This window comes from Alcanivorax nanhaiticus (assembly GCF_000756665.1).
GTDB lineage: Bacteria > Pseudomonadota > Gammaproteobacteria > Pseudomonadales > Alcanivoracaceae > Alcanivorax > Alcanivorax nanhaiticus.
Genome location: NZ_ARXV01000001.1, coordinates 62139 through 86931, shown reverse-complemented (window position 1 = coordinate 86931; position 24793 = coordinate 62139). Strand labels below are relative to the sequence as shown.

Sequence of the window (24793 nt, the reverse complement as noted above, 5' to 3'; positions counted from 1 at the left end):
CGAATCTTATGGGTGAGAAGCACGATCTGCGAAAGGTCGCTACCATACCGCAAACCGGGCTCCGGGGGCACTCCAGTGCCGACCTGGAAGTGCTTTTTCGTGCCACTTTTTTCCATGATTTTGCCACGGTGCTGGAAGGGGGCGCTGCCGAGCCGGTTTATCTGCCGGGCAGCCCTCACCGGATCTGTTACACCCATGATTATTTCCGCAGCGCGCTCCATGAGATTGCGCACTGGTGTGTGGCGGGGGCGAATCGGCGTGAGCTGGAGGATTACGGCTACTGGTATGCCCCGGACGGCCGAAATGCCGAGCAGCAGGCGCAATTTGCCAGCGTAGAAATCTTGCCGCAGGCCTATGAGGCCTTGTTCTGCGCTGCCTGTGGCCATGATTTCCGGGTCTCACTGGATAACCTCAATGGTGACGGCGGGGATGAGCAGGCTTTCGCAAGGAAGGTCCGGGCCCGTGCGGAGGCCTTGTTGGAGCAGGGACTGCCTGATCGCGTTGGACGCTGGTGCGATGCCCTGGCTGGTTACTACGACCGCCAGAGCCTTCCTCTTTCTGAAGCCCTGCAACAAACCTTCCAGCTACCGTTGTAGGAGCGGTGGCTCCACCGCGATTGGCGCGATTTCGCGGTGGAACCACCGCTCCCACAGAAACAGGACAGCCTTCCCCGTAGCAGCTTGCCGGAAGGCGGGGCGGAATTCGCTTGCAGGCAAGCTCCCACAGAGTGTGGATTGAAGAAAAGGGTTCATCAGCGACATTCCCTCTCCCTGAAGCCCGGCAACAAACCTTTCAGGTACCGCTGCAGGAGCGAGCCTGCTTGCGATCCGAGCCTGGGCGAGGTATTGAGGCAAAAGGTCGAAAACCTGTTTGAACTGGAGGATTGGTTCTTCCTGCATCAGCAGCGAGTGACGAGTTTCGGGTAGCGACAACCAAAACGTCTAAAATCGTTTTTTCACGGTTTTCGAAACTCGTTACTCGCTTCTCGTAACTTGATACCACAAAAAAGGCCGCACCCATCCTGGCGCGGCCTTCTTGTCTTTAGCCAGCAACAACCCTCAATCGCGTTGTTGCGTGCTGTGCCTTCTAGCGCAACATATGCAGGAAGTGCATGTGCTTCTCGTACTGATCCAGCACGTCCACGATCACCTGGTCCTTGGTGTAGCCCATCAGGTCATAATCCTGACCGCCTTCCTGCAAGAACACCTCTGCACGATAGTAAGTGTCCTTGTCCGCGTGCTTCTTGGCGTGGTCCAGCTGACGGATAGTCAGTGACGGACGGGTGTAACCGCGCACACGCACACCATAAATGAAGTCGGTTTCCTGACCATGGCTCACTTCCAGATAAGCGCGATCGTCCTCGTGGCGAATTTCTACCTTGAGGCCGTAGCTCTCCAGCTCCTTGGCAACGGTTTCAAGCGCAGGCTTTACGGTGACTTCCAGGAACTCCAGCACTTTTACTCGCAGCGGGAAGTTGACCATGTTCTTCAGGCGGGACTTCCAGCCACCGCTACCCTGTGGCCGCTGATGGCCAACATGCACTTCTGCGGGCGGTGCTACCGCAGCCGCCAGGCTGCGCTGGCGAATGTTTTCGATGCGCAGCGAGCGCAGCAGCCCGTAAGCTGCCACCAGCAGAACGGCGGAGAAGGGCAGGGCTGCCGCGATGGTAGCGGATTGCAGAGCGCCGAGACCGCCTGCCAGCATCAACGCAATGGCAACTACCCCTTCGGAACTGGCCCAGAACACACGTTGCCAAACGGGGGTGTCGTCGTGACCGCCGGAGGCCAGCATGTCCACCACCATGGAGCCGGAATCGGAGGAAGTTACGAAGAACACGATCACCATCAGCGTCGCGACACCGGAAATGAAGCCTGAGAACGGGAACTGTTCCAGGAAGTGGAACAAGGCCACAGACATATCCTCGCTGACCAGTCGGCCGAGATCCGCAAAGGACTCGGTCATGATCATGTGGATGCCGGAATCACCAAATACGGTCATCCAGAACAAGGTGAAACCCGCAGGGACAAACATGACGCCCATGGCGAACTCACGAATGGTGCGGCCGCGAGAAATACGCGCAATGAACAGCCCCACGAAAGGAGACCAGGCAATCCACCAGCCCCAGTAGAAGATCGTCCAGCCGCCTACCCAGGCCTGCGGACCACCATCCACCTTGGGTTGGTAAGCGTACAAATTGAAGGTCATGCTAACCAGTTCAGACAGATAGGACCCCACATTCTGCATATAGGTCTTCAGCAGGAAGATGGTTGGCCCCAGTAGCAGGACAAAAGCCAGCAACAGGAAAGCGAGCCCCAGATTGAGCTCGGAAAGGCGACGGATACCGGCATCCAGACCGGTTACCACGGAGATAGTGGCCAGGCCAGTGATGACCACAATCAGGGTCACCTGCATGGTATCGCTGACCGGCAGCCCGAACAGGTAGTTCAGCCCCGCGTTGACTTGCTGCACACCAAAACCCAGTGACGTTGCCACGCCCAATACCGTGCCGACCACAGCAAAGATATCCACGGCGTGGCCAATAGGGCCGTAAATTTTCTTGCCGATGATCGGATACAGCGCAGAACGCAAGGTCAGCGGCAGGCCGCGGCGGAAACTGAAGTACGCCAGAATCAGGCCGACAATGGCGTAGATCGACCATGCATGCAGCCCCCAATGGAAAAAGGTGACACGCATGGCTTCCTTGGCAGCTTCAATACCGCCGGGTTCTGCCATCGGCGGACTGGTGAAGTGCATCACCGGTTCGGCAACGCCGAAGAACATCAGGCCAATGCCCATACCAGCAGAGAACAGCATGGCAAACCAGGAGCCATAGCTGTAATCCGGCTCGGAATGATCCGGGCCCAGTTTGATCTCGCCATAGCGACTGATGCCGAGGAAGGCAACGAGTGAAATGATGATGGCGACGGTCAGTACATAGAACCAACTGGCTTCTTCAATCACAGCGAGCTTTAGCCCGTTGAAGAAGGAGCCGGCGGTTTCAGGGGCGACGACGGAGAAAAGTACCAGTCCGACGATGATGACGAGAGAACCGTAGAAGACGGGGGGATTGATCTTGCTCTTAATGCCCGAGGTAGGCGAAGTGTCCTGCTCGGCAGACTCTGACATTGGAAGCTCCTTGTCCGGATTGAGGGTGCCGTTTCCGGGAACCGTAGCTTCTGCACTGCGCACTGACTGGCAAAGAAAGGCCTTGAAATACAAGGGGCGCAATGACAACCAGATGACGCCTGTTGTCCTGCACCGCGGAGTACTACAAAACTGTATTCAGTGGTTCCCTTGTTGCCCCACCTTAACATATGAGGCTTTTTAATCACCCCCGGTGGTGGTGTTGCGGGGTCTGTGGTCAAAAGGACGAGGATCGGGCTCTGATCCTCGTCGATTGTTTCCCGAATCTCATACCGGCGTTGTTCGCGCCTCAAGTGGCGCTCCTGCAGTGGGGGAAAGGGCTTCCTGTTCTTGTAGGAGCGGCGGTTCCGCCGCGAAACATGCGTACCCGGAGGGCATAGCAAACGCTGCTCCTACAATGAGGCTTGGGGTGAAGGGAGGGCATTCCGGCTGTCGGCGCACCCGGTATTCGCTGCGCTCACCCCTTCGGGGGCGTCTACGACGTTCCTGCGCTTCGCCTGGTGAGGTGCGAATCCAGCGATAGTCGTTTTGAGTTACGAGTTACGAGTTACGAGTTACTAAAGTCAAAGGCGAATACCTTGCGGATCGGAGGGGGGATCTTCGAAACTCGCTTCTCGCAACTCGAAACTGTCTCTACAACCGCCCACTACGCTTGAGCATCAGATATAAATGATTCAGCTGTGCGGGCATGTTCTGTGGCGTGGTGGCTGTGACCAGCGCGCCGGCATGGCGCAGGCGGGTATGCAGTTGCTGGCGTTCCTGTTGCTCCTGTGCCGCCGCACAGACTTGCAGGGCGCCATCAAAATCGTGCACGTCAGCCCGTGCCAGGTTCTCCTGTTCAGGGAGCAGCATGTCTGCCACCAGCACCAGATGATGTTTTCGCAGCAACGTCACAGCGCTCATCAGATCATCCCGATCTTCCTGCTGCAGGCGAGTGATCAATACCACCAGCGCGCGGCGGCGACTTTGTTTCAGTAGCTGCCGAGCGGCCAGGTTGAAATCGCTGGCGTGTTCACTGGGGTGCAGATCATAGAGGCCGTTCAACAGATGGTTGATGCCATGCTGGCCCTGGACTGGCGGTAGCCAGCGTGGCTGGTCGCCGGAAAACAGCATGGCGCCGGCTTTATCCTTCTGTTTGAGTGCACTCCATGCCAGCAGCAGGGCAGCATTGAGCGCATGGTCAAAGCCGGTGAGTTCGCCCACCGGCATGGCCAGTCGTCGGCCGCCGTCCAGCATCAACAAGATTTGTTGGTTCTGCTCATCTTGATATTCGCGGCTAATCAACGTGCGTCGGCGGGCGGTGGCTTTCCAGTCGATCTGCCGCAGGCTGTCACCGGCGTGGTATTCGCGTAACTGATGAAACTCCATCCCTTCACCCCGGCGCGGCTGCAGACGGGTACCGCTGAACAGGTAGGTATGGCTGGCGTCCAGACTGGTGGCATGCAAGCGGGAAAAATCCGGGTAGACGGGCACGCTGCAGGCGGCAGCAACGGATTTGCGAGCGCTCCACAGCGAAAGCCGGCTGGGTAGCCAGAATTCCAGGTCTCCAAATTCCGTTGGCCCGCGTCGGCTTGGCCGATACGGGTAAGTCAGTTCGGTCAGTTCGTCCTCTGCGGGATTCAGCAGGCAGGGCAGGCCGGTATCCGGGTCATCGCCGGGGTGCCGATCAGCCAGCAGAGTACCTGCGGGGAGGCTGTTTGAGCGTACCCGGATACGTACCGGGTGAGGCTGCTGGACAGACAGGGCACTGGGCAGGATGCGCTGTGCTTGCGGGGCAGGTTGTCGCGTGAGCTGCCAGCCGTCGAGCAGCGCAATCACCGTGATAAGCCCGCCCAGCGCCCACCACAGGGCGACCAGTCCGGTGGAATCCAGCCAGATCAGCGGGATGGCGAGGCCGGCCCAGAGGGCGACCAGCTGGAGCAGACGACGAGCCGGCTTCATTGGCGCGGGGCTTCCACCTGCTCAAGCAGGCGTCCCAGTACGGTTTCCGGGGTTTGCCCTTCAATTTCTGCATCAGCACTGAGCTGAATGCGATGGCGCAGTACCGGGCGTGCTACCTGCTGAATATCATCCGGAGTGACAAAGTCGCGACCCTCCACCAGCGCTTGAACGCGAGCGGCACGGGCCAGGGCGATGCTGGCGCGGGGGCTGGCACCGTGGCTGAGGCCGCTGAAGTCGCGAGTCGTGCGCACGATGCGCAGGGCGTAATCGAGCACTTCCGCGTCGATCAATACGCTGTCACAGAGTTTGCGCATGGCCAGCAGGCCGGCGCCATCGGTGGCCGGGGTCAGGCTGTCCACATCCAGACTGGCGCGAATGGTGCCGTCGAGCACCATGTTGACCAGGGTGGTTTCGTCGTTGTGGTCCGGGTAATCGATCATCACCTTGAACAGGAAACGGTCCAGTTCCGCTTCTGGCAGCGGGTAGGTGCCCTCCTGGTCCAACGGGTTCTGGGTGGCCAGTACCATGTAGGGCTCGTCCAGGCTAAAGGCTTTGCCCTCAATGGTGATCTGTCGTTCCTGCATCACTTCCAGCAGTGCGGCCTGGGTCTTGGCAGGGGCGCGGTTGATTTCATCAGCCAGCAGCAGCTGGGTGAACGCCGGGCCACGACGAATCCGGAATTGCTCGGTCTTCTGGTCATACATGGCGTGGCCGGTCACGTCCGTTGGCATCAGGTCTGGAGTGAACTGGATACGGTTGAAATCCAGTTCCAGCACCTTGCCCAGGCTACGCACCAGCAGAGTCTTGCCGAGTCCGGGCACCCCTTCAATCAGCACATGGCCGCCGGCAATCAGGGCGATCAACACTTCTCGTACCACTTGCTGCTGTCCGATCAGCGCTTGATTAAGGCGTTGCTCGATATCACTGGCAAGGGCTGCCGCTTCCTGCAGGGTGTTGGGTTGGCTCATGTGTTACTCCTTAACGCTTGCAGCAGCCGGACCTGATGAATCAGCTGGTCACGGGTCTGCGGGGTGTCATTGAGGGCGCTGTGCAATTCGCTGGTGGGACAGTTCAGATCCCTGGCTGCGAGCGCCAGTGCCTTGTCATCATTGGTGTGATAGCCGCGCAATCTGGCCTTGGCCTGCTGGCGCAGAGCGGAGAGCAGTGAATCCTGTTGCACAGTGCGCCACTGGAAATAGCCACTGGCATGTAAATGCTGGAGGTAGTCGCGTTGCTCATCCTCATCGGGCGGTTGCAATGGTCCCTGGCGAGGGATGCGCAGCCATAGCCACAACGCCAGCAGAATCAGCAGCGAGAGGAACAGTTCCGGAGCACGTTGCCAAAGCCACTGCAGTAAAGGAGGCATGGCCACTGAGCGGATAAACCAGACTGCATCGTCGCCGGTTAACCAGACCAGCAACCAGGCATGGTCAAAATAGAGCAGATGATCGTTGTCCCACAGGCTGAGATCGGTAAGTACCGTGATCTGACCCTCGCCAAGCGACAGCTGCAGCAGCTGACTGCCGTGATCATTATCGGCGTAGGCTGTGACTTCGGCCGGCCACTCGCGGTGTGGCTCAAATCCGTCTTCTTCATCCCAGCTGTCGTGCCAGAGCACATGGTCACTGTAGAGCTGGATATGGCGAGGAAAGGTGTCCTCATCGGTGTGCAGTTCCAGCGTGTCCGGTTGTTCGGGCGCGTCGCACACCAGGGATTCACAGTTGGCGCGCAGCTCTTCGTTGTCACTGGTGATGCAATACTGCAATGGGTCGCCGGCGAAGGCGGGCATCATTGCCAACAGGGCAACCAGAGGGTCTTCCTCCAGTTCCTGGAATTCCCCTTCCTCGATATCCCAGACAGTGATGCCAAGCGGGTAGAGGAGGGGGTCGTTATCACGCCACTGCTCGTCGGTGGCGCTCTCTTCGTCACGGGATTCCGGCAAGGCTCGGGCAGCGACGATAAGATCGCCTCCTTCCATCACCCAGTTCAACAGCTGGTTTACCTGATCCTCGGTCATTAACCCGCGCTGCTTGTCGAACACCAGGGTGGTGTCGGTATCGGGGAGCGGGAACAGGGCGGCGGCACTGAGGATTCGGCGGGTGGGTTGTTCCCGCCGGGCCATCCAGGCCTGGGCGGCATGGAAAGGGTCGCGCTGCACGCTACTGTCCGGAGCCACTCGGGCAATGGTAGTGATTTCTTCTGTCAGGGCGTAATAAGCCGCGGACAGTACCAATACCAACAGCGCCAACAGGGCGGGAAACCATTTGCGCAGGCTAGCCATGCTCCACCTCCACAAAACGTACTGACTGCCATTGCGCCAACAGTTCGCGCACGTCACCTTCGCTCACTGGGCGGTGTGCCCAGGCGGTGCGTACCCAGGCATTCACCACCTGCTTGAGTACCTCAATGCCGCTGGCCTGGCCATGCTCGCGCTGCAGGGTGCGCAAGCAATGTTGTTCCGTGCTGCCTGCGGCGAGCGCAACAGGGTATTCGCGCAGCAGGGTGGCCAGGCTGACTCGCAGCAACAAGGACAGGGCGGTACGGATATCGTTTTCTTCGAGCGCACTGTTCACCGCCTGCTCCAGGTCATCGGGCAAGCTGTGATGGCGGATGTCCAGCCCGGCCACATGGGTGGGGATAGCATGCTTGCGCTTGCGGATCGGGCCGGAGAAACCAATCTGTGATGCGACTTTCATGAGTAGCCAAAGCACAATCGCGGCAAACAGGGCCCAGAACACCACCCAGATCAGGGTGTCTGGAATATTGAGCGGTTTGCTGGAACGCTCGGCCCCATCGTCGGTGCTATCAAAAAACGCTTCCCAGAAAATCTCCCACCAGCTGCTTTCTTCGCTGGCATCCTCATCGCGATTTTTCCACTCCCGGCTGGTGCGGGTTTCGAAAGGCATGTAGTCCTCGCCCGCCAGCAGTTCAATCACCTGTTGTTGTTCGGTGTTGGTTTTATGTTTTGGAGTGGGCTCGGCACTGGCGGGCTCTGGCAGTACCGGAGCCAGTAGGGCCAACAGCAGCACGGCGGCAACCGTACCGGAACGGCGGCGTTTACCGATGCGAGTGAGGCCGAGTTGCAGATCCCAGCCTTCCAGCCAGGTGCGCTTGTTCAGGTAGAGGGCAAATCCGCAGGCCACATAGAGCGGTTCGGTGACACACAGCACCAGGTACAGGCAGGTGCTGGCAACGAGGGTTTGCAGGATGCCTTGTTCAAAGAACCAGTCGCTGAATTCCAGATTGAATTGCCAGGGAATCAGCATGTAAAGCAACGCCATCATTCCATAGGCCATGAACTGTTCAATATGGAACAGGACTATCGTCAACATCCCCGCGCGGTTGGACGGGGCGCGATGCAGAATGCGATGCCTCAGACCAACCTGATCGCCACGAGCTCCCTCCAGTTGCCAGATGGCAGTATTGAAACTGCGGGCCGGGCTGAGCCGCCGCCAGGTCAACTGCGCCATCAGGCCGGGCAGGGCATAGTGCCTCCAGCGTTTGAACAGTTCCTTGAGGGTGAGTTCTTCTGCGAACAGGGCGTGGCTGTACCAGGCCAGCAAGGGCCGCTCCCAGGCGGGCTTTAACCACCAGAACAGCACCAGCGGCCAGAAGGATTCAAAGCTGCTGGTGGCGGCCAGTGTCAGGAGAAAGGGGAGTAGAGTGAAAGCCAGCCAGATACGCACGGTAGGCCAGGCCCAGCGACGGAACATCTGGGAACCCAAATCCACTGCCTGCCAGGGGCTGCGTGGTGCCAGTCGGGCGCTAGCCTTTTCCAGTTCCATGGCGTCCCCCGAACAATAGATAAAGATACAAAAGGCCCCAGCAGGCCGCTCCCACGCTGTATTTCACCACTGGCTCAAAGTCCCGTGGTGACCAGAACGCTTCGATAAAGGCCGCCAGTAACAGCAAGGCGAACACGCCGTACATGGTTGGCAGGCTGTCTTTTGCAGCCAGTCGCAACGCATTGAGCCGGGTGTACGCTCCCGGCGCAATAATAGCCCAGCCCAGGCGCAGCCCGGCACCGCCGGCCAGTACGATGGCAGTCAGTTCCGGTGCGCCATGGGCAATCACAAAGGTGAAGAAAGGCTCATCGCCACCCACATTGATCAGATGCCCGGCGATGGCACCGAAGAAACTGCCATTGAAGAGCATGACCAGAATGGCCCCCACGCCCAACAGCAGGCCACCGGCAAAGGTACGGAACGCAATGCCGATATTGTTCTTGATGTAGTAACCGAACATCAGCACATCATCGCTACCATCACGGTCGGCATGAATATCGCTGCCGCCGTCTTCATCGGGCTGATACATCATTTCGATGTCAGCCAGGGAGCTTTCATCCAGTACCGTGTAGACCATGTCGGGTTGTTGATGCACCAGGGTCCAGGCCAGCGCAATGGAGAGCACAAAGCTGAGCGCGCTGATCATGTGCCAGCGCCACTGACGGCGCACTGCCTGCGGAAAACTGCGGCCAAAGAAATCGCCGATGCGATCCGCCAGCGAAGGATTGTAGCGATACAGTTGACGATGCGCGCGCAGCACCAGGTTGTTCAGGTACTGCTGAAGTTCCAGGCTATAACCACGCTCCCGTGCCAGAGCCAGCTGGTGGCAGAGTTGCCGGTAGTCGGTAACGAACTGGTCCAGCGGTAGAGCCTTCTGCCGTCCCACCCGAATGGCTTCCAGTTGTTCCAGCTGGGCCTCAAGGCCGTTCCACACAGAGCGATAGCGGTTTTCAAACTGGATCTGTTTCATCGCGCCCCCTCCATCAGATAGCGGGTGACGGCTTTCAATCGTTGCAGTGCCAGTGAAGGGCTCAGTTCCGGGTAAGCGAGCTGGGCCAGTTCCTGTTGGCGAGGTTCAGAAAACTGGCTCTGGCGTTCCTGGAAGGCGAGCAGGGCGAGTTGATCTTCCCGGGTCAGGGGCCAATCCGGTGGGGTGGTGTCGGCATTTTCCGGTTTCACGGCAGTAGGCGTGCTCTCCACATGGATAACCACGGAGTTGGCCGCCATATCACCGAGCCGCTGGAAACGAGGGCTCAGCAGCGTGCTGATAAAGCCCAACAGATAAAACAGCGGGAAGGCATCTGCTGTGCGCAGCAGGTTGCGGATCAGGCTGCCATTGAAGCTCAGCGGTGTGCCATTGCTGTGTACCACGGCAATGCCCATGAATTTTTTGCCGGGGGTCTGGCCGTGGCGCAGTGCTTCGAAAAGTGTGGGGTAAAACCACTCCAGCAAGAAAAGGGTGATCAGCATGATCCCGGTGCCCACCTTGCCGAGGGCGGCCAGTACCATGGCGAAAATGGCAAAAAAGACGATGCGAATGAGTAGATCAATACCGTAGGCCATGGCGCGGGGAATCGGGCCAGCCAGGGACAGCGTCAGCAGCGTCCCTTCCGGTGTCTCAATCTCCAGCCGTTCATCAATCTGCATGCTGGCCCTGGCGGATCTGCATGGCGGCCAGCACGAACATCACCACGTTCAGACTGGTCTTGACGATGGCAAGGGTACGCACCGGGGGCGGGTCCAGCAGTTGCACGGTATAACCGCAGAAATAGAACAGCAGGATAAAGCACAGCCAAGTGCATTGACGCTTGTTACCGTCGCTCATGGCAGGGGCCATGATCAGCAGCGGCACATAGAGCACCAGCGCGATGATCAGGGTAGAGAGCCAGTGTGCGTCCGGTGGCGCAAGGCTGAACAGGCCGGTGATGCCTACCAGTAACAGCAGGGCATAGCTTGCCCTTAGCAAGTTGAGAATCATCATGAGGCCTTTAATTGTCTGGCGAGGGTGCCGAGGCGTTTGCCCAGTGCCCGCGCCAGAGAGATTTCGTGTTCGGTGAGGGAGGCATCACCGCGTGTACCTGACACATGGGTGGGGCCATAGGGTGTGCCGCCGCTTTGGGTGTCAATCAATGCCTGCTCGGTGTAGGGCACGCCGGTAATCACCATGCCGTGGTGCAGTAGTGGCGTCATCATGGAAAGCAGGGTGCTTTCCTGGCCACCGTGCAGGCTGCTGCTGGCTGAGAATACACCGGCCGGTTTGCCAACCAGAGTGCCCTGCATCCATAGCTCGCTGGTCTGGTCGATGAAATATTTCATCGGCGCGGCCATATTGCCGAAACGAGTGGGGGAGCCCAGCGCCAGGCCGGCGCAGCCTCGCAGGTCATCAAGCGTGGCATAAGGCGCGCCGTTATCCGGCACCGGGTTGCCGGTGGCTTCGTGATCCGCAGAAACGGGCGGTACCGTGCGAAGGCGCGCTTCCATTCCGGTGCTTTCCACGCCACGGGCTACCTGAGTCGCCAGATTGGCCACGCTGCCATTGCGACTGTAAAACAGCACCAGCACATAATCCGTCATGATTTGCCTTTATTTGCCCAGCAGGGCCAATACGTTTTCCGGTGGGCGGCCCAGTACGGCTTTATCGCCGCGAACGACAATCGGGCGTTCGATCAGTTTGGGGTGCGCCACCATGGCAGCGATCACATCCTTGTCGCTGCTGTCCTTGCTCAATCCGGCAATAGCGTAATCGGCTTCCTTGTTGCGTACCAGATCATGGGCTTTGCTCAGTCCCAGTTTTTTGATCAGGGCCGCAAGGGTTGCTGCATCCGGGGTGTCATCCAGATACTTTACAATAGTGGGGGTAACGCCGTTTTCTTCCAGTAATGCCAAGGTCTGGCGAGATTTGGAGCAGCGTGGATTATGGAAAATAGTGTAGTCCGTCATCGCTTTGCATATTCTGTGAGTTCGCCGACATTGTAAGCTGCCGGCACACGGTGGCAAGGAGAGGATGCCTTTTCTATGAAGGAACCCATGGATATGGAGGATGCCCTGATCCCTGTACGCCCGCGATATGATTCCGTGCGTGCCTTTTGGGGCTTGTTGGTTCGACAGTTCAATGAAGATGGTTGCCGGCAGAGTGCTGCCGCGCTGACCTATACCACCCTGTTTGCCATTGTGCCGGTGATGACGGTGAGTTTTGCCGTCCTGGCATCCGTGCCGGCGCTCAAGGACAAGGGGGTGCAGTTCCAGCAATGGGCGTTTGATTATTTTGTGCCTTCAGCGGGCAACATGTTGCTTGAGCATCTGCAGTCGTTTGCCAAACAAGCGAGCAACCTTACCGGGTTGGGCATTGTATTTCTGGTGATCACCTCGGTGCTGATGCTGCGCACGATCGAGCAAACACTGAACCGAATGTGGAAAGTGCCGACCGCTCGCAAGGGGCTTACCAGCCTGTTGATGTATTGGGCGGTATTGTCACTGGGGCCCATCTTCCTTGGCGCCGGGTTGGCAATCAGTTCGTACCTCACCTCCATGAGCGTATTCAATGAAACGGTGAGCTTTCTGGGTGGCGCGAGAATGTGGCTGACGCTGCTGCCGTTCGTGTTTACCACCCTGATGCTGACGTTGCTCTATACCGTGGTCCCCAATACCAGTGTGCCGTTCCGACAAGGGCTGCTGGGCGCGGCGTGCGCGGCCCTGTTATTTGAGCTCGCCAAGGGGGGCTTTACGTTCTTTATCAAACAGGCTCCCAGCTATCAGGTAGTTTACGGGGCCTTCGCGGCCGTGCCGGTATTTCTGTTATGGCTCTATGTGTCCTGGACCATTGTGCTGGGTGGGGCTGAACTGGTGCGGGCGCTGGTGGTATTCCAGGAGCATCGCAGCAAGGTGCCTCGTATGCATGCGCTGCTGCGGTTGTTGCATGTGTTCTGGGAGCGGCAACAACACGGCAAGACATTGCGAAGCCGGGAAGTGCGCAAGGTGATGCGCCAGTCGGGGATTTCCCAGTGGGATGAGTTCCGCAATCTGCTGTTGGATGCCCGTCTGATTCAGCGTACCGATGAAGGTGGTTATATCCTGTCTCGTGATCTACGCAATTTGACCCTGGCGCAGTTGCTGGCGGCGCTGCCCTGGCCCTTGCATACCCAGCTGCGTATCCGTTCCCAACAGGAGATGCTGCCTTGGGAAGATCGCTTGAAAGATCACATGGATGAAGCCCGCGGTGAACTGATGCAAACCCTGAAAGTGCCATTGGATGAATTGTTCCGGGGCCAGGTTGATTCGCAGCCACAGGAGGAGACAAATGCTGACTAGACATGTACTGGTAACCGGACTAGTGCAAGGAGTAGGCTATCGCGCCTGGACTCGCCAGGCGGCGCTGCAGCGTAATCTGGTTGGCTGGGTACGCAATCTGGATGACGGCCGGGTGGAAGCGGTGCTGCAGGGGAACGATGACGACGTGCTGGACATGATCGATGCCATGCATCAAGGGCCGTGGATGGCCAAGGTCGATGACGTCGCGTGCCGTGCCGAAGAAGCGCTGAAGACCAATTACTTTGAGGTGGCAGGATGAAACAGGTTGAGCTGGTGAATGGGGATTTGCGTTTTCCCGCCTTGATGGCGGGTGAGGGTGAACCGGTCATTCTGTTGCACGGCTTTCCTGATACGTACGAAAACTGGGCGGTGCAGATTAATGCCATCGCCAAGGCCGGCTACACCGCGATTGCGCCAGCATTGCGGGGCTATGCGCCCGGCTGCCAGCCGGGCAACGGCGATTATTCCCTCTACGCCGCCGTGGACGACCTGATGGTATTTGCTGCCCAGCTGGGTGGTCGTGTGCATCTGGTCGGCCATGACTGGGGAGCAGTGGTGGGCTACCTGGCCTGTGCCCAGGCCCCGGATACCTTCTGTTCTTTCAGTGCCCTTGCCATCCCGCCGGTACGGCGCATCCCGCAGGCATTGCTGAAAGTGCCGGAGCAGATCCTGCTGAGTGGCTACATGCAGTTCTTCCAACTTCCACTGGCCCCGGAAGCCTGGCTTACCAAAGGTGATCTCAGCGGGGTAGAAACGTTGTGGCGTCGCTGGTCTCCGAACTGGGAGCCGGAAATGTATCTGGACAATGCCAAGCACACCCTGTCAGAGCCGGGTGTTATCCCCGCTGCACTGGCCTGGTATCGCTCCCTGTTCAAGGTGTGGAAGAAAGAACACCGCAAGGCGCGGGCCTGGCTGGGCCGTGATCTGGCCACCCCTACCCAGATTCTGATCGGCGAAAACGATGGTTGCATGAGCCCCAAGCTGTTGAACGAAACCCTCATCGAGAGTGACTTCAAAGGCGGGGTAGAGCTGCAAACCATTGCTGGCGCAGGACATTTTCTTCATCTGGAGAAACCGGATGAGGTCAATGCCCACCTGCTGCGCATGCTCAAAGCCACTGAATGTGACTGCACCCTGTAGCTGCCCTGTAAAAACCCGCCAACAGCGGGTTTTCTCCTGCTTTGTTCTCTGGGCTATACTACCGCCCCCAAATTCAGTCCCAGCAGGAGTTCCCCATGACGGTGATTCGCCAGGATGACCTGATCCAGAGCGTGGCAGATGCCTTGCAGTACATTTCCTACTATCACCCGGTCGATTTCATCCGTGCGGTGAAAGAGGCCTATGAGAAGGAAGAAAGCAAGGCAGCCAAAGACGCCATGGCGCAGATCCTGATCAACTCCCGCATGGCCGCCATGGGGCACCGCCCGATCTGTCAGGACACCGGTATCGTCACCGTGTTTGCCAAAGTGGGCATGAATGTCACCTTTGAAGGTGACATGAGCCTGGATGACATGATCAACGAAGGTGTGCGTCGCGCCTACAACCACCCGGACAATGTGCTGCGGGCCTCGGTGCTGGCGGACCCGGATGGCAAGCGCGCCAACACCAAGGACAACACCCCTGCGGTGATCAACTACTCCATCGTGCCCGGCGATACCCTGGAAATCGACGTGGCGGCGAAAGGCGGTGGCTCCGAAGCCAAATCCAAGTTCGCTATGCTCAACCCGTCAGATTCCGTGGTGGACTGGGTGCTGGAACAGATTCCGAAAATGGGCGCCGGCTGGTGCCCGCCGGGCATGCTGGGCATCGGTATTGGCGGTACCGCCGAAAAGGCCATGATGATCGCCAAAGAATCCCTCATGGACCCCATCGACATTCACGAGCTGCAGGCCCGTGGTGCCCAGACCCGTTCCGAAGAACTGCGTCTGGAGCTGTTCGAGAAAGTGAACGCCCTGGGTGTAGGTGCACAGGGTCTGGGTGGCCTGACTACTGTGCTGGACGTGAAAGTGGTGGATTACCCCACCCACGCCGCCAACAAGCCGGTAGCGTTGATTCCCAACTGTGCAGCCACCCGTCACGCGCACTTTATCCTTGATGGAACCGGCCCTGCGGATCTGAAAGCACCGGATCTGGAAGAGTGGCCAGACATTGCCTGGGGCAACGATGAAGGTGCCAAGCGCGTCAATCTGGACACCATTACCCCGGAAGAAGTCCAGACCTGGCAGCCCGGTGATACCTTGCTGCTGTCCGGCAAGTTGCTCACCGGTCGTGATGCCGCCCACAAGCGCATGGTGGACATGATCTCCAAGGGCGAAAAACTGCCAGTGGACTTCACCAACCGCTTTATCTACTACGTGGGTCCGGTGGATCCGGTTCGCGAAGAAGTGGTAGGCCCGGCCGGCCCGACCACCGCCACCCGCATGGACAAGTTCACCCGCACCATGCTGGAAGAAACCGGTCTGATCGGCATGGTCGGTAAAGCCGAACGTGGCGACACCGCCATCGAAGCGATCAAGGACAACAAGGCCGTGTACCTCATGGCCGTAGGCGGCGCCGCCTACCTGGTCTCCAAAGCCATTCGCAAATCCCGCGTGGCAGCCTTTGAAGATCTGGGAATGGAAGCCATCTACGAATTCGAAGTGGAAGACATGCCCGTCACCGTGGCCGTGGACTCCCTGGGCGAATCCGTACACAAAACCGGCCCGGTTATCTGGAAACAGAAAATCGCCGAAAAGAGCGCGTAGTACGTACTACAACGCTCAATCCAAAAAAGCCGCGCATTGCGCGGCTTTTTTGTGGGCGATTGAGGGGTAGCTGCCCCTTCGTACTGGATCGATCTAGAGCCTGGTAGTGCGCAGGGAACCCAAGACAAGTCGATTTTGTAGGATATGGCTTACATCGCTTATTCAGAATTTTGTCTAGAATACTTGTTTGTTTTGGATATGAAGAGGCTGGTTCGGCCTCAAGAAACTGGGGGAAAAATGAAAAGAAGTATGCGCGTAGTCGCCGTGTTGGCCTCGATGTGTTCTGCAACTTGCTTTGCGGAGGGAGGCTTTATTGGGGCAACGTTAGGTAAGGCGGACCTTGATGTTGATGGTTACGAGGATGCTACCAGCTACTCCTTTCTTGCCGGTTATCAGGCAAATGAAAATCTCGCTTTTGAATTCTCTTATTACTCAACTGGAGAAGCTGAGTATTCACAAGAGTCATTTTCCTACCGTTATGAAGACAGCGCAGAAATTGATGGCCCAACGTTGAGCATCATGGGCATTGCCCCACTTAACGAACGATTCGAGTTTTATGGTCGATTAGGTGTCTGGCTCTGGGATGCGGAATACAGCTTTAAATATTCCGAACCGGACTTCAGCCTTGAGGCATCAGAGAGTGAGGACGGCAATAGCGTCTTTTATGGGCTTGGAGCGCAGTTTGCTGCCGGGAAGAATGCCAAGATTTCCTTGGAATTCACCAAATATGAGGCGGGAGATGAAGTCGATATAGATATCGATAATATTTCTGTTGGCGGGCGTTATTACTTTTGACGGCTGAAAATAAATAGGCTTTGCATTGAAAGCGTATTTTTTAGAAAACCCGAACCATATCTTGTCTTTTTTCATGTCTTTAGGTTCTCAATGAAAATATGATGAAGGGTTTAGGGGGACTATTGTTTGGTTTTTCTAATTCAATCATTAGGGGGAGACATGGTTAAGGGGTTTTTGGTTATTTTTGCGTTGTCGGCTATTGTCTATGGCGCATTTAAAGGGGTGGGTGTAATAAATAAAAGCGAGCAGGGAGTTGGTACATTTTCTGCAAAGGAGATTGCTGAGGCTATTGCCAATGAGTCAGTGGGGAGAGTTCCGAATATGATTAACGATGAGCTGAGATTGGATAGTGTAAAAAGTAAAGGATCAGAAGTCGTTTTTTCCAATACTATAATATCTGGCACGTCAGATGAGTATCTTGATAAGGATGTAAAGTCTGTATATCTGCCTGTGATGAAGCAATCCTTATGCGCTGACAAAAATATACAGTCTGCCTTTTCTAAAGGTGTTGCGTTTAGGTATGTCTACTCTGGAAACAATGCTGTGAAAATTACAGAGTTTGTTATAGATGGCCCTTCCTGTGGGGGTGATGCATAACGGTGTCATAGGGTCAGGTCTTGCCCTGTGCGCGTTAAAGAAAAAATAGTCTTGGCTTTGGAGTTGAGGTAGGAGACAAGACCTGAGCCATTGTTCGTCTCCTTCCCTGTGTATTAGCTAATAAGGCCATTAAGTGCAAGAAACTCGCAAACTGGAAGACTATCTAACCCCGAGACCCAAGCCCAAGGGTATTGATGTGCTCTGTGGTTTGAAGCATTTTGCAATCATCACTTATGCAGTGCCTGAGGAGCGATTTGAAGGGCTCTTCCCTGAACGCTTTCAGCTGGATACGGTTGAGGTTGCCGGGCAGCGAATGGGACTCGTGTCTGTGGTTCCGTTCATTGATGTGGATTTTACTTCTGCCGTTTTCCCATTCCCGAAGTTTACAATGGGGCAAACGAATTACCGTATTTATATTATCGATACCGAGACGGGAGAGCGTTGTGTGTGGTTTCTTGGCACAACCCTTGATTCGTGGACATTGTTAGTGCCGAGGCTCTTGTGGAATTTGCCCTGGCATGCGGGAAAAGTACGATTTGATTGTCATTTGAATAAAACAACAGGCCTGTACGAAAAGTACACAATGGAAACCTCTTCCTCATGGGCAGAAGCCTCGGTGGAATTGGTTCAATCGGAGTTCGACGAACTTGAGTTTCCCGGCTTCCCGGATGTCGAGTCAGCCTTGGTTTATCTTACACATCCTCTGGCCGGGTTTTACTTCCGAAGGGACAACAGACTTGGCACATATCGTGTTTGGCACAAAGCGTTGCAAGTGAAGCCCGCAAAACTGAAATCTGCCAATTTTAAGCTTTTGTCGAACCTCGGCATCGTTCAGGAGTCAGAGCAAAAGTCCCCTTATAGTGTTCTGATAGAACCGATCAATGAATTTACTATCTACCTCCCTCCAGCCGTTATCCGGTGAAGAGGAGGAGCTTTACTCCTGAGGTAAAGTTTTCCGGGGTATTGATCTCTTGAATTCAAGACGGTTTCGTACTCTTCGGTGCGACAACTACAGGGTTTACAGTGTTGGAACCCACGAGTAGAAGTAATCAGAATTAATGTCGACCCAATACATAGAGCGAGCCCTGAGGCACTGTGAAAACGAAATATCTACCTGCTTTTACGCTATCTCTACTTTCCATGACTGCTTTCGGCGTCTTACAGGCTGCAGAGCAAAGTACGATCAAAAGATCGGACGGGACCGAGATACATTTTTACTTGTCTGACGCCGAGCCTCCCGGTGATGTGCTTCTGGTGCTGATTCAGGGTTCGGATTGCAATAGCGTTTATCGCAATGACCGAATCAATAATGAGTTTTCACTAGTGCTGCCAGGGGCGGATGTGCTCACTGTTGAAAAGTATGGGATTGACTCGGGGCTAGAGTGGAGTGATGACCCTGAAAGACGTGATTGCCCTGATGCGTATATTGAGAATGATTCCCCTGAGCAACGGGTGATGGACTATACGCAAGTCATTGGGGAATTAAGGAAAGATAGAGAATACAAGCAAACGGTGCTACTTGGAGGAAGTGAGGGGGCAGTGGTCGCTAATCACCTCACAGTGGAGCTGGACTATATTGACGCTACCGTCTCAATCAATGGCGGTGGTCGCCGATTTATTGATGATGTTTTGCACAGCATCGCCTCCCAAGCGCTTTCAGACGAGGAATATCATGAATCCTCAAAGGGTTTTCTCGGCTTTTATAACCATATTCTCAATAGAGAACCGTTTGCCATGAATGTAAGTGGGCATGGTTATCGTTGGTGGAGGAGTATGTTTGAGATCGACCAGACGGCTCTGCTTTCGCAAATCGATACGCCGGTTTTGTTGGTTCAAGCGGGAATGGATAAGAATGTTTCTGTGGAACTGGCGGTTGAGCAGGCGAAAATACTCTCCGGAGACAAGCCGAACATTACATTCAGGGTATATGAGGAGCTGGATCATTCATTTGAAAAGCCGGATGGGACTAGCGGGGTAGAGCAAGTGATTGAGGACATCAAACTGTGGCTATCTCGGCTATGACTGACATTACCTTCACTCAAGACCAGAAAGACCGGATGGTCGCCAAGATCAAGACCTACTTCGAAGACGAGCTCCAGCAGGAGATTGGTGGCTTTGAGGCGGAGTTTCTGATCGATTTCTTTGCCAAAGAAATCGGACCTTACTTCTACAATCGGGGGGCTGTTTGATGCCCAGCAGGTGCTCACCGAGAAGATGGAGGAAGTGGGGTATGTGATGCAAGAGTTGGAAAAGCCGGAAGGATAGGGTTCATTAAGACTTGTTGTGAGGTCTTTGGGGTTTGTATTGATTCACCAATCAAAAGGAAAATAAAGAATGGAAAGCCGTGATTATCTGGAAATGACATTCCGCTCGATCAACTGTTTCTCTGATGATGGGAAGCTGGATGTGAATGAGCTCGACTCGCTGGTGGAGATCGCCATGCGGGATGGGGAGATTGATGATAACGAGAAGCGGGTGCTGCGCAATATCATCGACCGCTTGACCGATGCTGAGTTGACTGACGATATGCAGGTTCGGGTGCAGAGCTTGCAGGAGCAGCATGGCATTTGATGCTGACTTGGCGCTGCGCAAAAAGCCGCTCTTTTGAGCGGCTTTTTTGTGGCCGTTTGCCCGCAGGCACCCGCAATGATCGTTTGCAGGGAGGCTGTGTGAATAAGTCCGGGGAGCCCGGCCCCGTCCCTGGGGCGCGGAGATCAATCATCAGGCTTTCCTGGGGTCACAGTAATGAAGGCCTGTGGGCTACCCGGACGATCAATATACTGTTCATTTGGTCAGTGGTCAAATGAGGGCAGTTTCGAGTTGTGAGTTTCGAGTTGCGAAAGGCAAACCCCAACCCCCCCTAGGGCACCTTCCGGTTTTGATCTTCGAAACTCGAAACTCGAAACTCGCCCTTGCCAGTGACCAACCGCAGGATCGCTTGCAGGCAAGCCCCTGCGGCGGCGGGTTGCGGTAAGGTTATCCCGCCCTCAGCTTCGGTTTGACGGTGATCAGCAGGGCTGGCAGCAGGGTAAGGTTGCTGAGCAGGGCTACCAGCATGGCGAGGCCGGTAAGCAGGCCGAAGTACACCGTGGGGTTGAAGCTGGACAGGGCCAGGATGGAGAAGCCGGCGATGATGGTGAGCGAAGTGTAGTACATCGCTTTGCCAATGGAGCCGTGGCAGCGCTTCATGGTGGCGACGTAGTCATTGTCGTTGGGCAGCTCTTCATGGAAGCGGTGGATGTAGTGGATGGTGTCATCCACGGCGATGCCTATACTGATGGCGGTGATGGTGATGGTCATCAGGTCCAGCGGCAGGCCAATCCAGCCCATGAGGCCGAGTACCAGCGCGGCGGAGACCAGGCTGGGTACCATGCTGATCAAGGCCACGGGCAGGCTGCGGAACAGTATCAGCAACATGAACAGGATAGCAGCGAAGACGTAGCCGAGGGTCTTGATCTGGGAATCGAACAGGCTCTGCAGCATGTTGTTGTAGAGCACCATGGCGCCAGTAAGGCGCACTTGCTCCGGTTCCAGTCCGAAGTTGTTTTGCAGGTCATGGCGGATCTTGGCCAGCAGCTCGTTGCGATTCAGGTTTTTGTCGGAATCGATCACGCGCACGCTGATACGAACCTGATTGCCATCGTCAGACAGGTACGGCTTGACCAGTTGTTTGTGCAGATCCTCGGGGATGAATTTGGCCAGCAGCATCAGCTGGATGTACTCCAGTGGGCCGTCATTGAGTTTCTCTGCCACTTCATAGGTGGTGGCCAGTGACAGGACCTTGCCGGTTTCCGGCAGGCTCTCGACGTAGTTCTGAATTTCGACCAGTTTGGCGAGGCGGGCAGGGGTGAACCAGTAGGCATCCTTGAGTGACTGGGCTTGAGAAGAGGTATCCGCAAAAGGATCTCCACCGTCTTCGGCAAAGGGATCTTCTACTGGGGCTGCGTCCGCGAAGGGATCACTGTCGGCAAAAGGATCCTCGCTTTCGAAGGGATCTGAACTGGCGAAAGGATCTCCGCCGTCATCAGCAAAGGGGTCGCTCACGGCGCCGTCGAGAGATTCTCCATCCCAGCCTTCACTGGGTTGATCCGTTGTCAGCACGGGGGCTTCAAGCTTTGGTGCATCGATGATGATGTCCAGTGGGGTGGTGCCGCCCAGTTTGCGGTCGATCTGCACCATGCCCTTGTAGATTTCGGTGTCTTCCTGGAAATAGTCGATGAAGCGGTTTTCTACGGTGAGTTTGCTGATGCCCCACAGGGAGCCACCGACGACCACCATTGCCACCAGCAACAGAGTAGGGCGGTGGCGTTCGGTGAAGTTGGCAAAGGCCAGCGTAAGCTGGCGGCTAATGTCTTTGCCTACCCGGGGTTTGCCGGGTGACAGAGGGGCCAGCAAGGCCGGGAAGGCCAGGAAGCAGACCAGCAGCGCAATGCCCAGCCCCAGGGTCATCATCCAGCCAAAATCGATCACCGGGCGGATGCCGCTGATCACCAGGGAGGAGAAGCCGACCATGGTGGTGAGGATCATGTAGATGCTGGGCCGCATCATGTGGGCGGCGGTTTCCTTGATCAGCCAGCGTTGGCTGGCCTCCGGGTTTTCTTCATGCAATTCCCGGAAGCGTACAGTGAGGTGGATGGTGATAGACATGGTGATGATCAGCAGCAGGGAGATGTAATTGCTGCTGATGACAGATACTTTCCAGTCCATGAAGCCCAGCCAGCCAGTCACCGCAGTCACGGTGATGGCGCAGCATACCAAGGGCACGACGACCCAGCGGGGGCGACGGAAAATCACGAACAAGGCGAGGATGAGGAACAGCAACACGCCGACCCCAAAGACCTTCAGGTCTGCACGAATGAAGCTGACCACGTCGGTGGTGATCATGGGCATACCGCCCAGGAACAGGTCGGCCTGATCCCGGTATTTGTCCATGACGTCGCGGACCTGCTGGATTTCGTCAGCGGTTCTGGTCTGGCGTTCACTGTTGTACTGGCTAAATGCCTGATTGGCCTGTTCCAGCTGTAGCAGGCCGTCTGCGTCCAGTTCGTCCTTGCGTTGTTGCTCGCGAAGGTCGTTGCGGGCGTAAAGCAGGTCAAAGTACTTTTGATCGCGCTCGAATGTCACCAGCAATGCGGTGGTGCCTGCATCATCACTGACCAGCAGGTCTTCGTAGAGCGGATTGACGTTGGTGAATTCCTGCTGTGCTAGCTGCAGGTCCACGTCGCTATCGGTCAGCGTGCGGTAATTATTGGCCAGTTCGCTGAATTCGACTTTGGGGCTGAACAGCAGTGGTACGTCCAGCATGCTGTAAACGGATTTCACCCGGCTGACGGCCTTGAGGTCTTGCTGCAGCGCTTGCAGGTGCTCAAGGGTCTGGCGCTGGAACAATGGCGTATCGGTTGGGGTGTAGGTGATGACCAGAAAATCGCTGCCGCCGTACTGCCGGGAGACCTTGCGGTAGTATTCCAGATCCGAGTCGTTTTCCAGTACCAGCGAATCGGTTGAAGCATCGATCTGGAAATGGCGAGCCTGCCAGCCGGCGAAGGTGCACACCAAGGCCAGTATTACCAGCCAGAAGATCGGGTGGGCGAGCACTGCCCGGCAGTAGGCGTTAAACAGCCGATGTGTCATGGATCAATCCGTTGTTGTTGAGAGGTCCAGGGAGCCTCTGAATAACGCCTTGCGCCCCTCATTAGCTTGGCCGAAAGGGCAAGCCAGCCTGAAAGGCTGAGCATGCAAGGAGCTGTTCAGAGGCTCCCCAGGTGCGATCAGAACATGGCCGCGTATTCTGCGGCAAACCGGGTGTCGAAGCGGTGAATGAGCTTGCCGACCGGCCAGCCGACCAACGGGGTCAACAACCCTTCGGTCCATTCTTCCTGATGCACACGGCAATTGCCGTCGTCGTCATCCAGGAAGGTAAAGCGATGGAAGATGCGTCCTACCGGCAGGTCGATACCCCAGGTGATACGTTCATTTTCCTTGTATTCGTAAACGCGAACGATCACCGGTGCCGGCGGCAGGCCTGGGAGATCCACAACAAACAACAGGAAGGCTCCCGGACGCCAGTCGCCATTCAGCAGACGGGCATGGCGCACCACGGAACACCAGCTCTGCCAGTTGCTGGCTTCGGCGAACAGCTTGAAAGCCTGTTTGCGGGGGGCGAGAGTGTCGGTCACTTCATCGACCAGATAGTGTTTCAGCATGGGCGTTCCTGTTGTTGAGGTCTGTTGTTGTGATCTTGAGGAAAGGCCATAGCTTACCGGGGGAGGTGGCGGCATAACAGGCCAATTGTGATCAGCCAGTTGACCATGGCATGACGATTTTCTAGCTTGATGGAGCTGCGAGGGAAACCAATGACCACAACATTGCTGCCGGCCTCTATTCTGCCTGGCTTACTGGAAGTATCACTGCGGAGCCAGCTGGACATTCCGGCGCTGTTTGAGCGTTTGGGCATCGATGTGGACATCGTGGGGCGCAGTGACCGCTTCATCAGCCTCACGCAGCTGGATGAGCTGCTCTATACCGCCTTTATGGAGAGTGGTGACCCGTTGTTTGGCTTGCGGGTCGGGGCGGATAACCATTATGGCAATCTGGATTTGCTGGGCAATCTGATGGCAACGGCCCAGACGCTGGAGGCCGGGCTTGCGGTGCTGTTTCGTTATAAGGATCTGTTGGTTCCCTATCTGGACTTTACTCTTACCGAAGAGGGCGAGCTGGCGCGGCTGGCAGTAGAGAGTGGTTCCGGGGAGCTACGGGTTACTGGTACCCGTATCCATAATGATCTGGTGGTGGCGACCATGGTGGCGATTGGTCGCTCCCTGCTGGCCAGTGAGATGCCCTTGAAGGAGGTTGAGTTCCTGCATTGCCGCCCACCGGAAAGCGAACTGGCTCGTTATGAGACGTTTTTCCAATGTCCGTTGCATTTTTCGGCGCCGCATAATGCCATTGTGTTCCCCCGCTCGTTGCTCAAGACCGCCTTGCCACGGGCTTTCCCGAAATATCATGAAAGGCTGAAGCGTTCCGCGGATCAGGTCATGAGCGGCTTGTTCCGAGCCGGTGGCGGCCTGGCGGGGCAGGTGTTGCTGCGTATGCAGGATCTGCTGGGCAATGACGACATCACGATTGATGGGGTTGCTGCTTCTCTGGCCATGAGCCCAAGAACCTTGCAGCGTCGTCTTCAGGAGGAAGGCACCCGGTTTGCCGCGCTGCGCGATCAGGTGAAGCACCGCTATGCCTGCCAGGCGTTGGTGGGCAGCCACTGTGATATGAGCGTGCTGGCCCAGCAATTGGGCTTCTCCGATACCGCCAATTTTTATCATGCCTTCAAGCGCTGGCAGGGGTGTGCGCCGGGGGAATATCGGCGCCGCAATGGCGGTGGCTCTCTATAATCAAAGGCGTTATTTACCACAGAGGTCACAGAGCACACAGAGATAACCCGTGATTATCCCCATGGCCTCCGTGGTCTCTGTGGCAGGCCTT

Annotated in this window: 24 protein-coding genes; 12 read left to right on the top strand and 12 right to left on the bottom strand. The window is 56.4% G+C overall.

Annotated features, from left to right (window positions below; translation table 11 throughout):
- Positions 1-8 precede the first annotated feature (8 nt).
- Entirely contained in the window at positions 9-596 is a 588-nt protein-coding gene (locus Y5S_RS00395; protein WP_052041261.1) for an elongation factor P hydroxylase, read from the top strand.
- Positions 597-1086: 490 nt separating this feature from the next.
- On the opposite strand, the gene Y5S_RS00385 is transcribed toward Y5S_RS00395, so the two are convergent.
- The 10 genes from Y5S_RS00385 to arsC form a co-directional block, all read right to left on the bottom strand.
- Positions 1087-3126: a BCCT family transporter gene (locus Y5S_RS00385; protein ID WP_035229274.1), complete on the bottom strand. Its 2040-nt coding sequence runs from the start codon at positions 3124-3126 to the stop codon at positions 1087-1089.
- A 651-nt stretch (positions 3127-3777) separates the two neighbouring features.
- On the bottom strand, positions 3778-5085 hold the full coding sequence (locus tag Y5S_RS00380) for a DUF58 domain-containing protein (protein ID WP_035229272.1): 1308 nt from the start codon (positions 5083-5085) through the stop codon (positions 3778-3780).
- Positions 5082-6053, bottom strand: coding sequence for an AAA family ATPase (locus tag Y5S_RS00375; protein WP_035229268.1), 972 nt, complete (start codon positions 6051-6053; stop codon positions 5082-5084). The genes Y5S_RS00380 and Y5S_RS00375 overlap by 4 nt, the downstream gene beginning before the upstream one ends.
- A complete protein-coding gene (locus tag Y5S_RS00370) occupies positions 6050-7366 on the bottom strand; it encodes a DUF4350 domain-containing protein (RefSeq protein WP_035229266.1) in 1317 nt (438 codons plus the stop codon). The genes Y5S_RS00375 and Y5S_RS00370 overlap by 4 nt, the downstream gene beginning before the upstream one ends.
- Positions 7359-8870 carry a hypothetical protein gene (locus Y5S_RS00365; protein WP_035229263.1) on the bottom strand — a complete coding sequence of 504 codons (1512 nt, stop codon included), beginning with the start codon at positions 8868-8870 and terminating at the stop codon, positions 7359-7361. Before Y5S_RS00365 ends, Y5S_RS00370 begins: the two co-directional genes overlap by 8 nt.
- Complete coding sequence (locus Y5S_RS00360; RefSeq protein WP_035229260.1) at positions 8851-9840, bottom strand: stage II sporulation protein M; 990 nt, start codon at positions 9838-9840, stop codon at positions 8851-8853. The genes Y5S_RS00365 and Y5S_RS00360 overlap by 20 nt, the downstream gene beginning before the upstream one ends.
- On the bottom strand, positions 9837-10517 hold the full coding sequence (locus tag Y5S_RS00355; RefSeq protein WP_035229258.1) for an RDD family protein: 681 nt from the start codon (positions 10515-10517) through the stop codon (positions 9837-9839). The genes Y5S_RS00360 and Y5S_RS00355 overlap by 4 nt, the downstream gene beginning before the upstream one ends.
- Positions 10507-10851 carry a DUF2069 domain-containing protein gene (locus Y5S_RS00350; RefSeq protein ID WP_231552592.1) on the bottom strand — a complete coding sequence of 115 codons (345 nt, stop codon included), beginning with the start codon at positions 10849-10851 and terminating at the stop codon, positions 10507-10509. The genes Y5S_RS00355 and Y5S_RS00350 overlap by 11 nt, the downstream gene beginning before the upstream one ends.
- The gene (gene wrbA / locus Y5S_RS00345; protein ID WP_081939594.1) at positions 10848-11444 is read right to left on the bottom strand and encodes an NAD(P)H:quinone oxidoreductase; all 597 of its coding nucleotides are present in this window, start codon (positions 11442-11444) and stop codon (positions 10848-10850) included. The genes Y5S_RS00350 and wrbA overlap by 4 nt, the downstream gene beginning before the upstream one ends.
- 9 nt (positions 11445-11453) lie before the next feature.
- Positions 11454-11810 carry an arsenate reductase (glutaredoxin) gene (gene arsC, locus Y5S_RS00340; protein WP_035229252.1) on the bottom strand — a complete coding sequence of 119 codons (357 nt, stop codon included), beginning with the start codon at positions 11808-11810 and terminating at the stop codon, positions 11454-11456.
- Between the two features lie 75 nt (positions 11811-11885).
- Between arsC and Y5S_RS00335 the strand changes: the two genes are divergently transcribed.
- The 10 genes from Y5S_RS00335 to Y5S_RS00290 all read left to right on the top strand — a co-directional run bounded on the left by Y5S_RS00335 (position 11886) and on the right by Y5S_RS00290 (position 19885).
- Positions 11886-13178: a YihY family inner membrane protein gene (locus tag Y5S_RS00335; protein WP_231552591.1), complete on the top strand. Its 1293-nt coding sequence runs from the start codon at positions 11886-11888 to the stop codon at positions 13176-13178.
- Positions 13168-13437: an acylphosphatase gene (locus Y5S_RS00330; RefSeq protein ID WP_035229250.1), complete on the top strand. Its 270-nt coding sequence runs from the start codon at positions 13168-13170 to the stop codon at positions 13435-13437. The genes Y5S_RS00335 and Y5S_RS00330 overlap by 11 nt, the downstream gene beginning before the upstream one ends.
- Positions 13434-14318 carry an alpha/beta fold hydrolase gene (locus Y5S_RS00325; protein ID WP_035229248.1) on the top strand — a complete coding sequence of 295 codons (885 nt, stop codon included), beginning with the start codon at positions 13434-13436 and terminating at the stop codon, positions 14316-14318. The genes Y5S_RS00330 and Y5S_RS00325 overlap by 4 nt, the downstream gene beginning before the upstream one ends.
- Before the next feature lie 95 nt (positions 14319-14413).
- Complete coding sequence (locus Y5S_RS00320; protein WP_035229239.1) at positions 14414-15922, top strand: fumarate hydratase; 1509 nt, start codon at positions 14414-14416, stop codon at positions 15920-15922.
- Between the two features lie 237 nt (positions 15923-16159).
- Entirely contained in the window at positions 16160-16717 is a 558-nt protein-coding gene (locus Y5S_RS00315; RefSeq protein WP_197055062.1) for an outer membrane beta-barrel protein, read from the top strand.
- Between the two features lie 159 nt (positions 16718-16876).
- Positions 16877-17314: a hypothetical protein gene (locus Y5S_RS00310; RefSeq protein WP_035229234.1), complete on the top strand. Its 438-nt coding sequence runs from the start codon at positions 16877-16879 to the stop codon at positions 17312-17314.
- 133 nt (positions 17315-17447) lie between these two features.
- On the top strand, positions 17448-18236 hold the full coding sequence (locus Y5S_RS00305) for a DUF2071 domain-containing protein (protein ID WP_035229233.1): 789 nt from the start codon (positions 17448-17450) through the stop codon (positions 18234-18236).
- A 173-nt stretch (positions 18237-18409) separates the two neighbouring features.
- Positions 18410-19336, top strand: a complete 927-nt coding sequence (locus Y5S_RS00300; RefSeq protein WP_052041259.1) for an alpha/beta hydrolase — start codon at positions 18410-18412, stop codon at positions 19334-19336.
- Entirely contained in the window at positions 19333-19503 is a 171-nt protein-coding gene (locus Y5S_RS00295; RefSeq protein WP_331280417.1) for a DUF2164 domain-containing protein, read from the top strand. The genes Y5S_RS00300 and Y5S_RS00295 overlap by 4 nt, the downstream gene beginning before the upstream one ends.
- 145 nt (positions 19504-19648) lie before the next feature.
- Entirely contained in the window at positions 19649-19885 is a 237-nt protein-coding gene (locus Y5S_RS00290) for a hypothetical protein (protein WP_035229231.1), read from the top strand.
- A 405-nt stretch (positions 19886-20290) separates the two neighbouring features.
- Here the strand turns inward: Y5S_RS00290 and Y5S_RS00285 are convergent, their stop codons facing one another.
- Positions 20291-22945 (bottom strand): efflux RND transporter permease subunit, encoded by a 2655-nt coding sequence (locus tag Y5S_RS00285; protein ID WP_035229229.1) that lies wholly within the window; start codon positions 22943-22945, stop codon positions 20291-20293.
- 137 nt (positions 22946-23082) lie between these two features.
- Positions 23083-23517, bottom strand: a complete 435-nt coding sequence (locus Y5S_RS00280; RefSeq protein WP_035229226.1) for an SRPBCC family protein — start codon at positions 23515-23517, stop codon at positions 23083-23085.
- A 150-nt stretch (positions 23518-23667) separates the two neighbouring features.
- Here Y5S_RS00280 and Y5S_RS00275 point away from each other — a divergent pair, with 150 nt between their 5' ends.
- Positions 23668-24702 carry an AraC family transcriptional regulator gene (locus Y5S_RS00275; RefSeq protein ID WP_035229224.1) on the top strand — a complete coding sequence of 345 codons (1035 nt, stop codon included), beginning with the start codon at positions 23668-23670 and terminating at the stop codon, positions 24700-24702.
- Positions 24703-24793 lie beyond the last annotated feature (91 nt).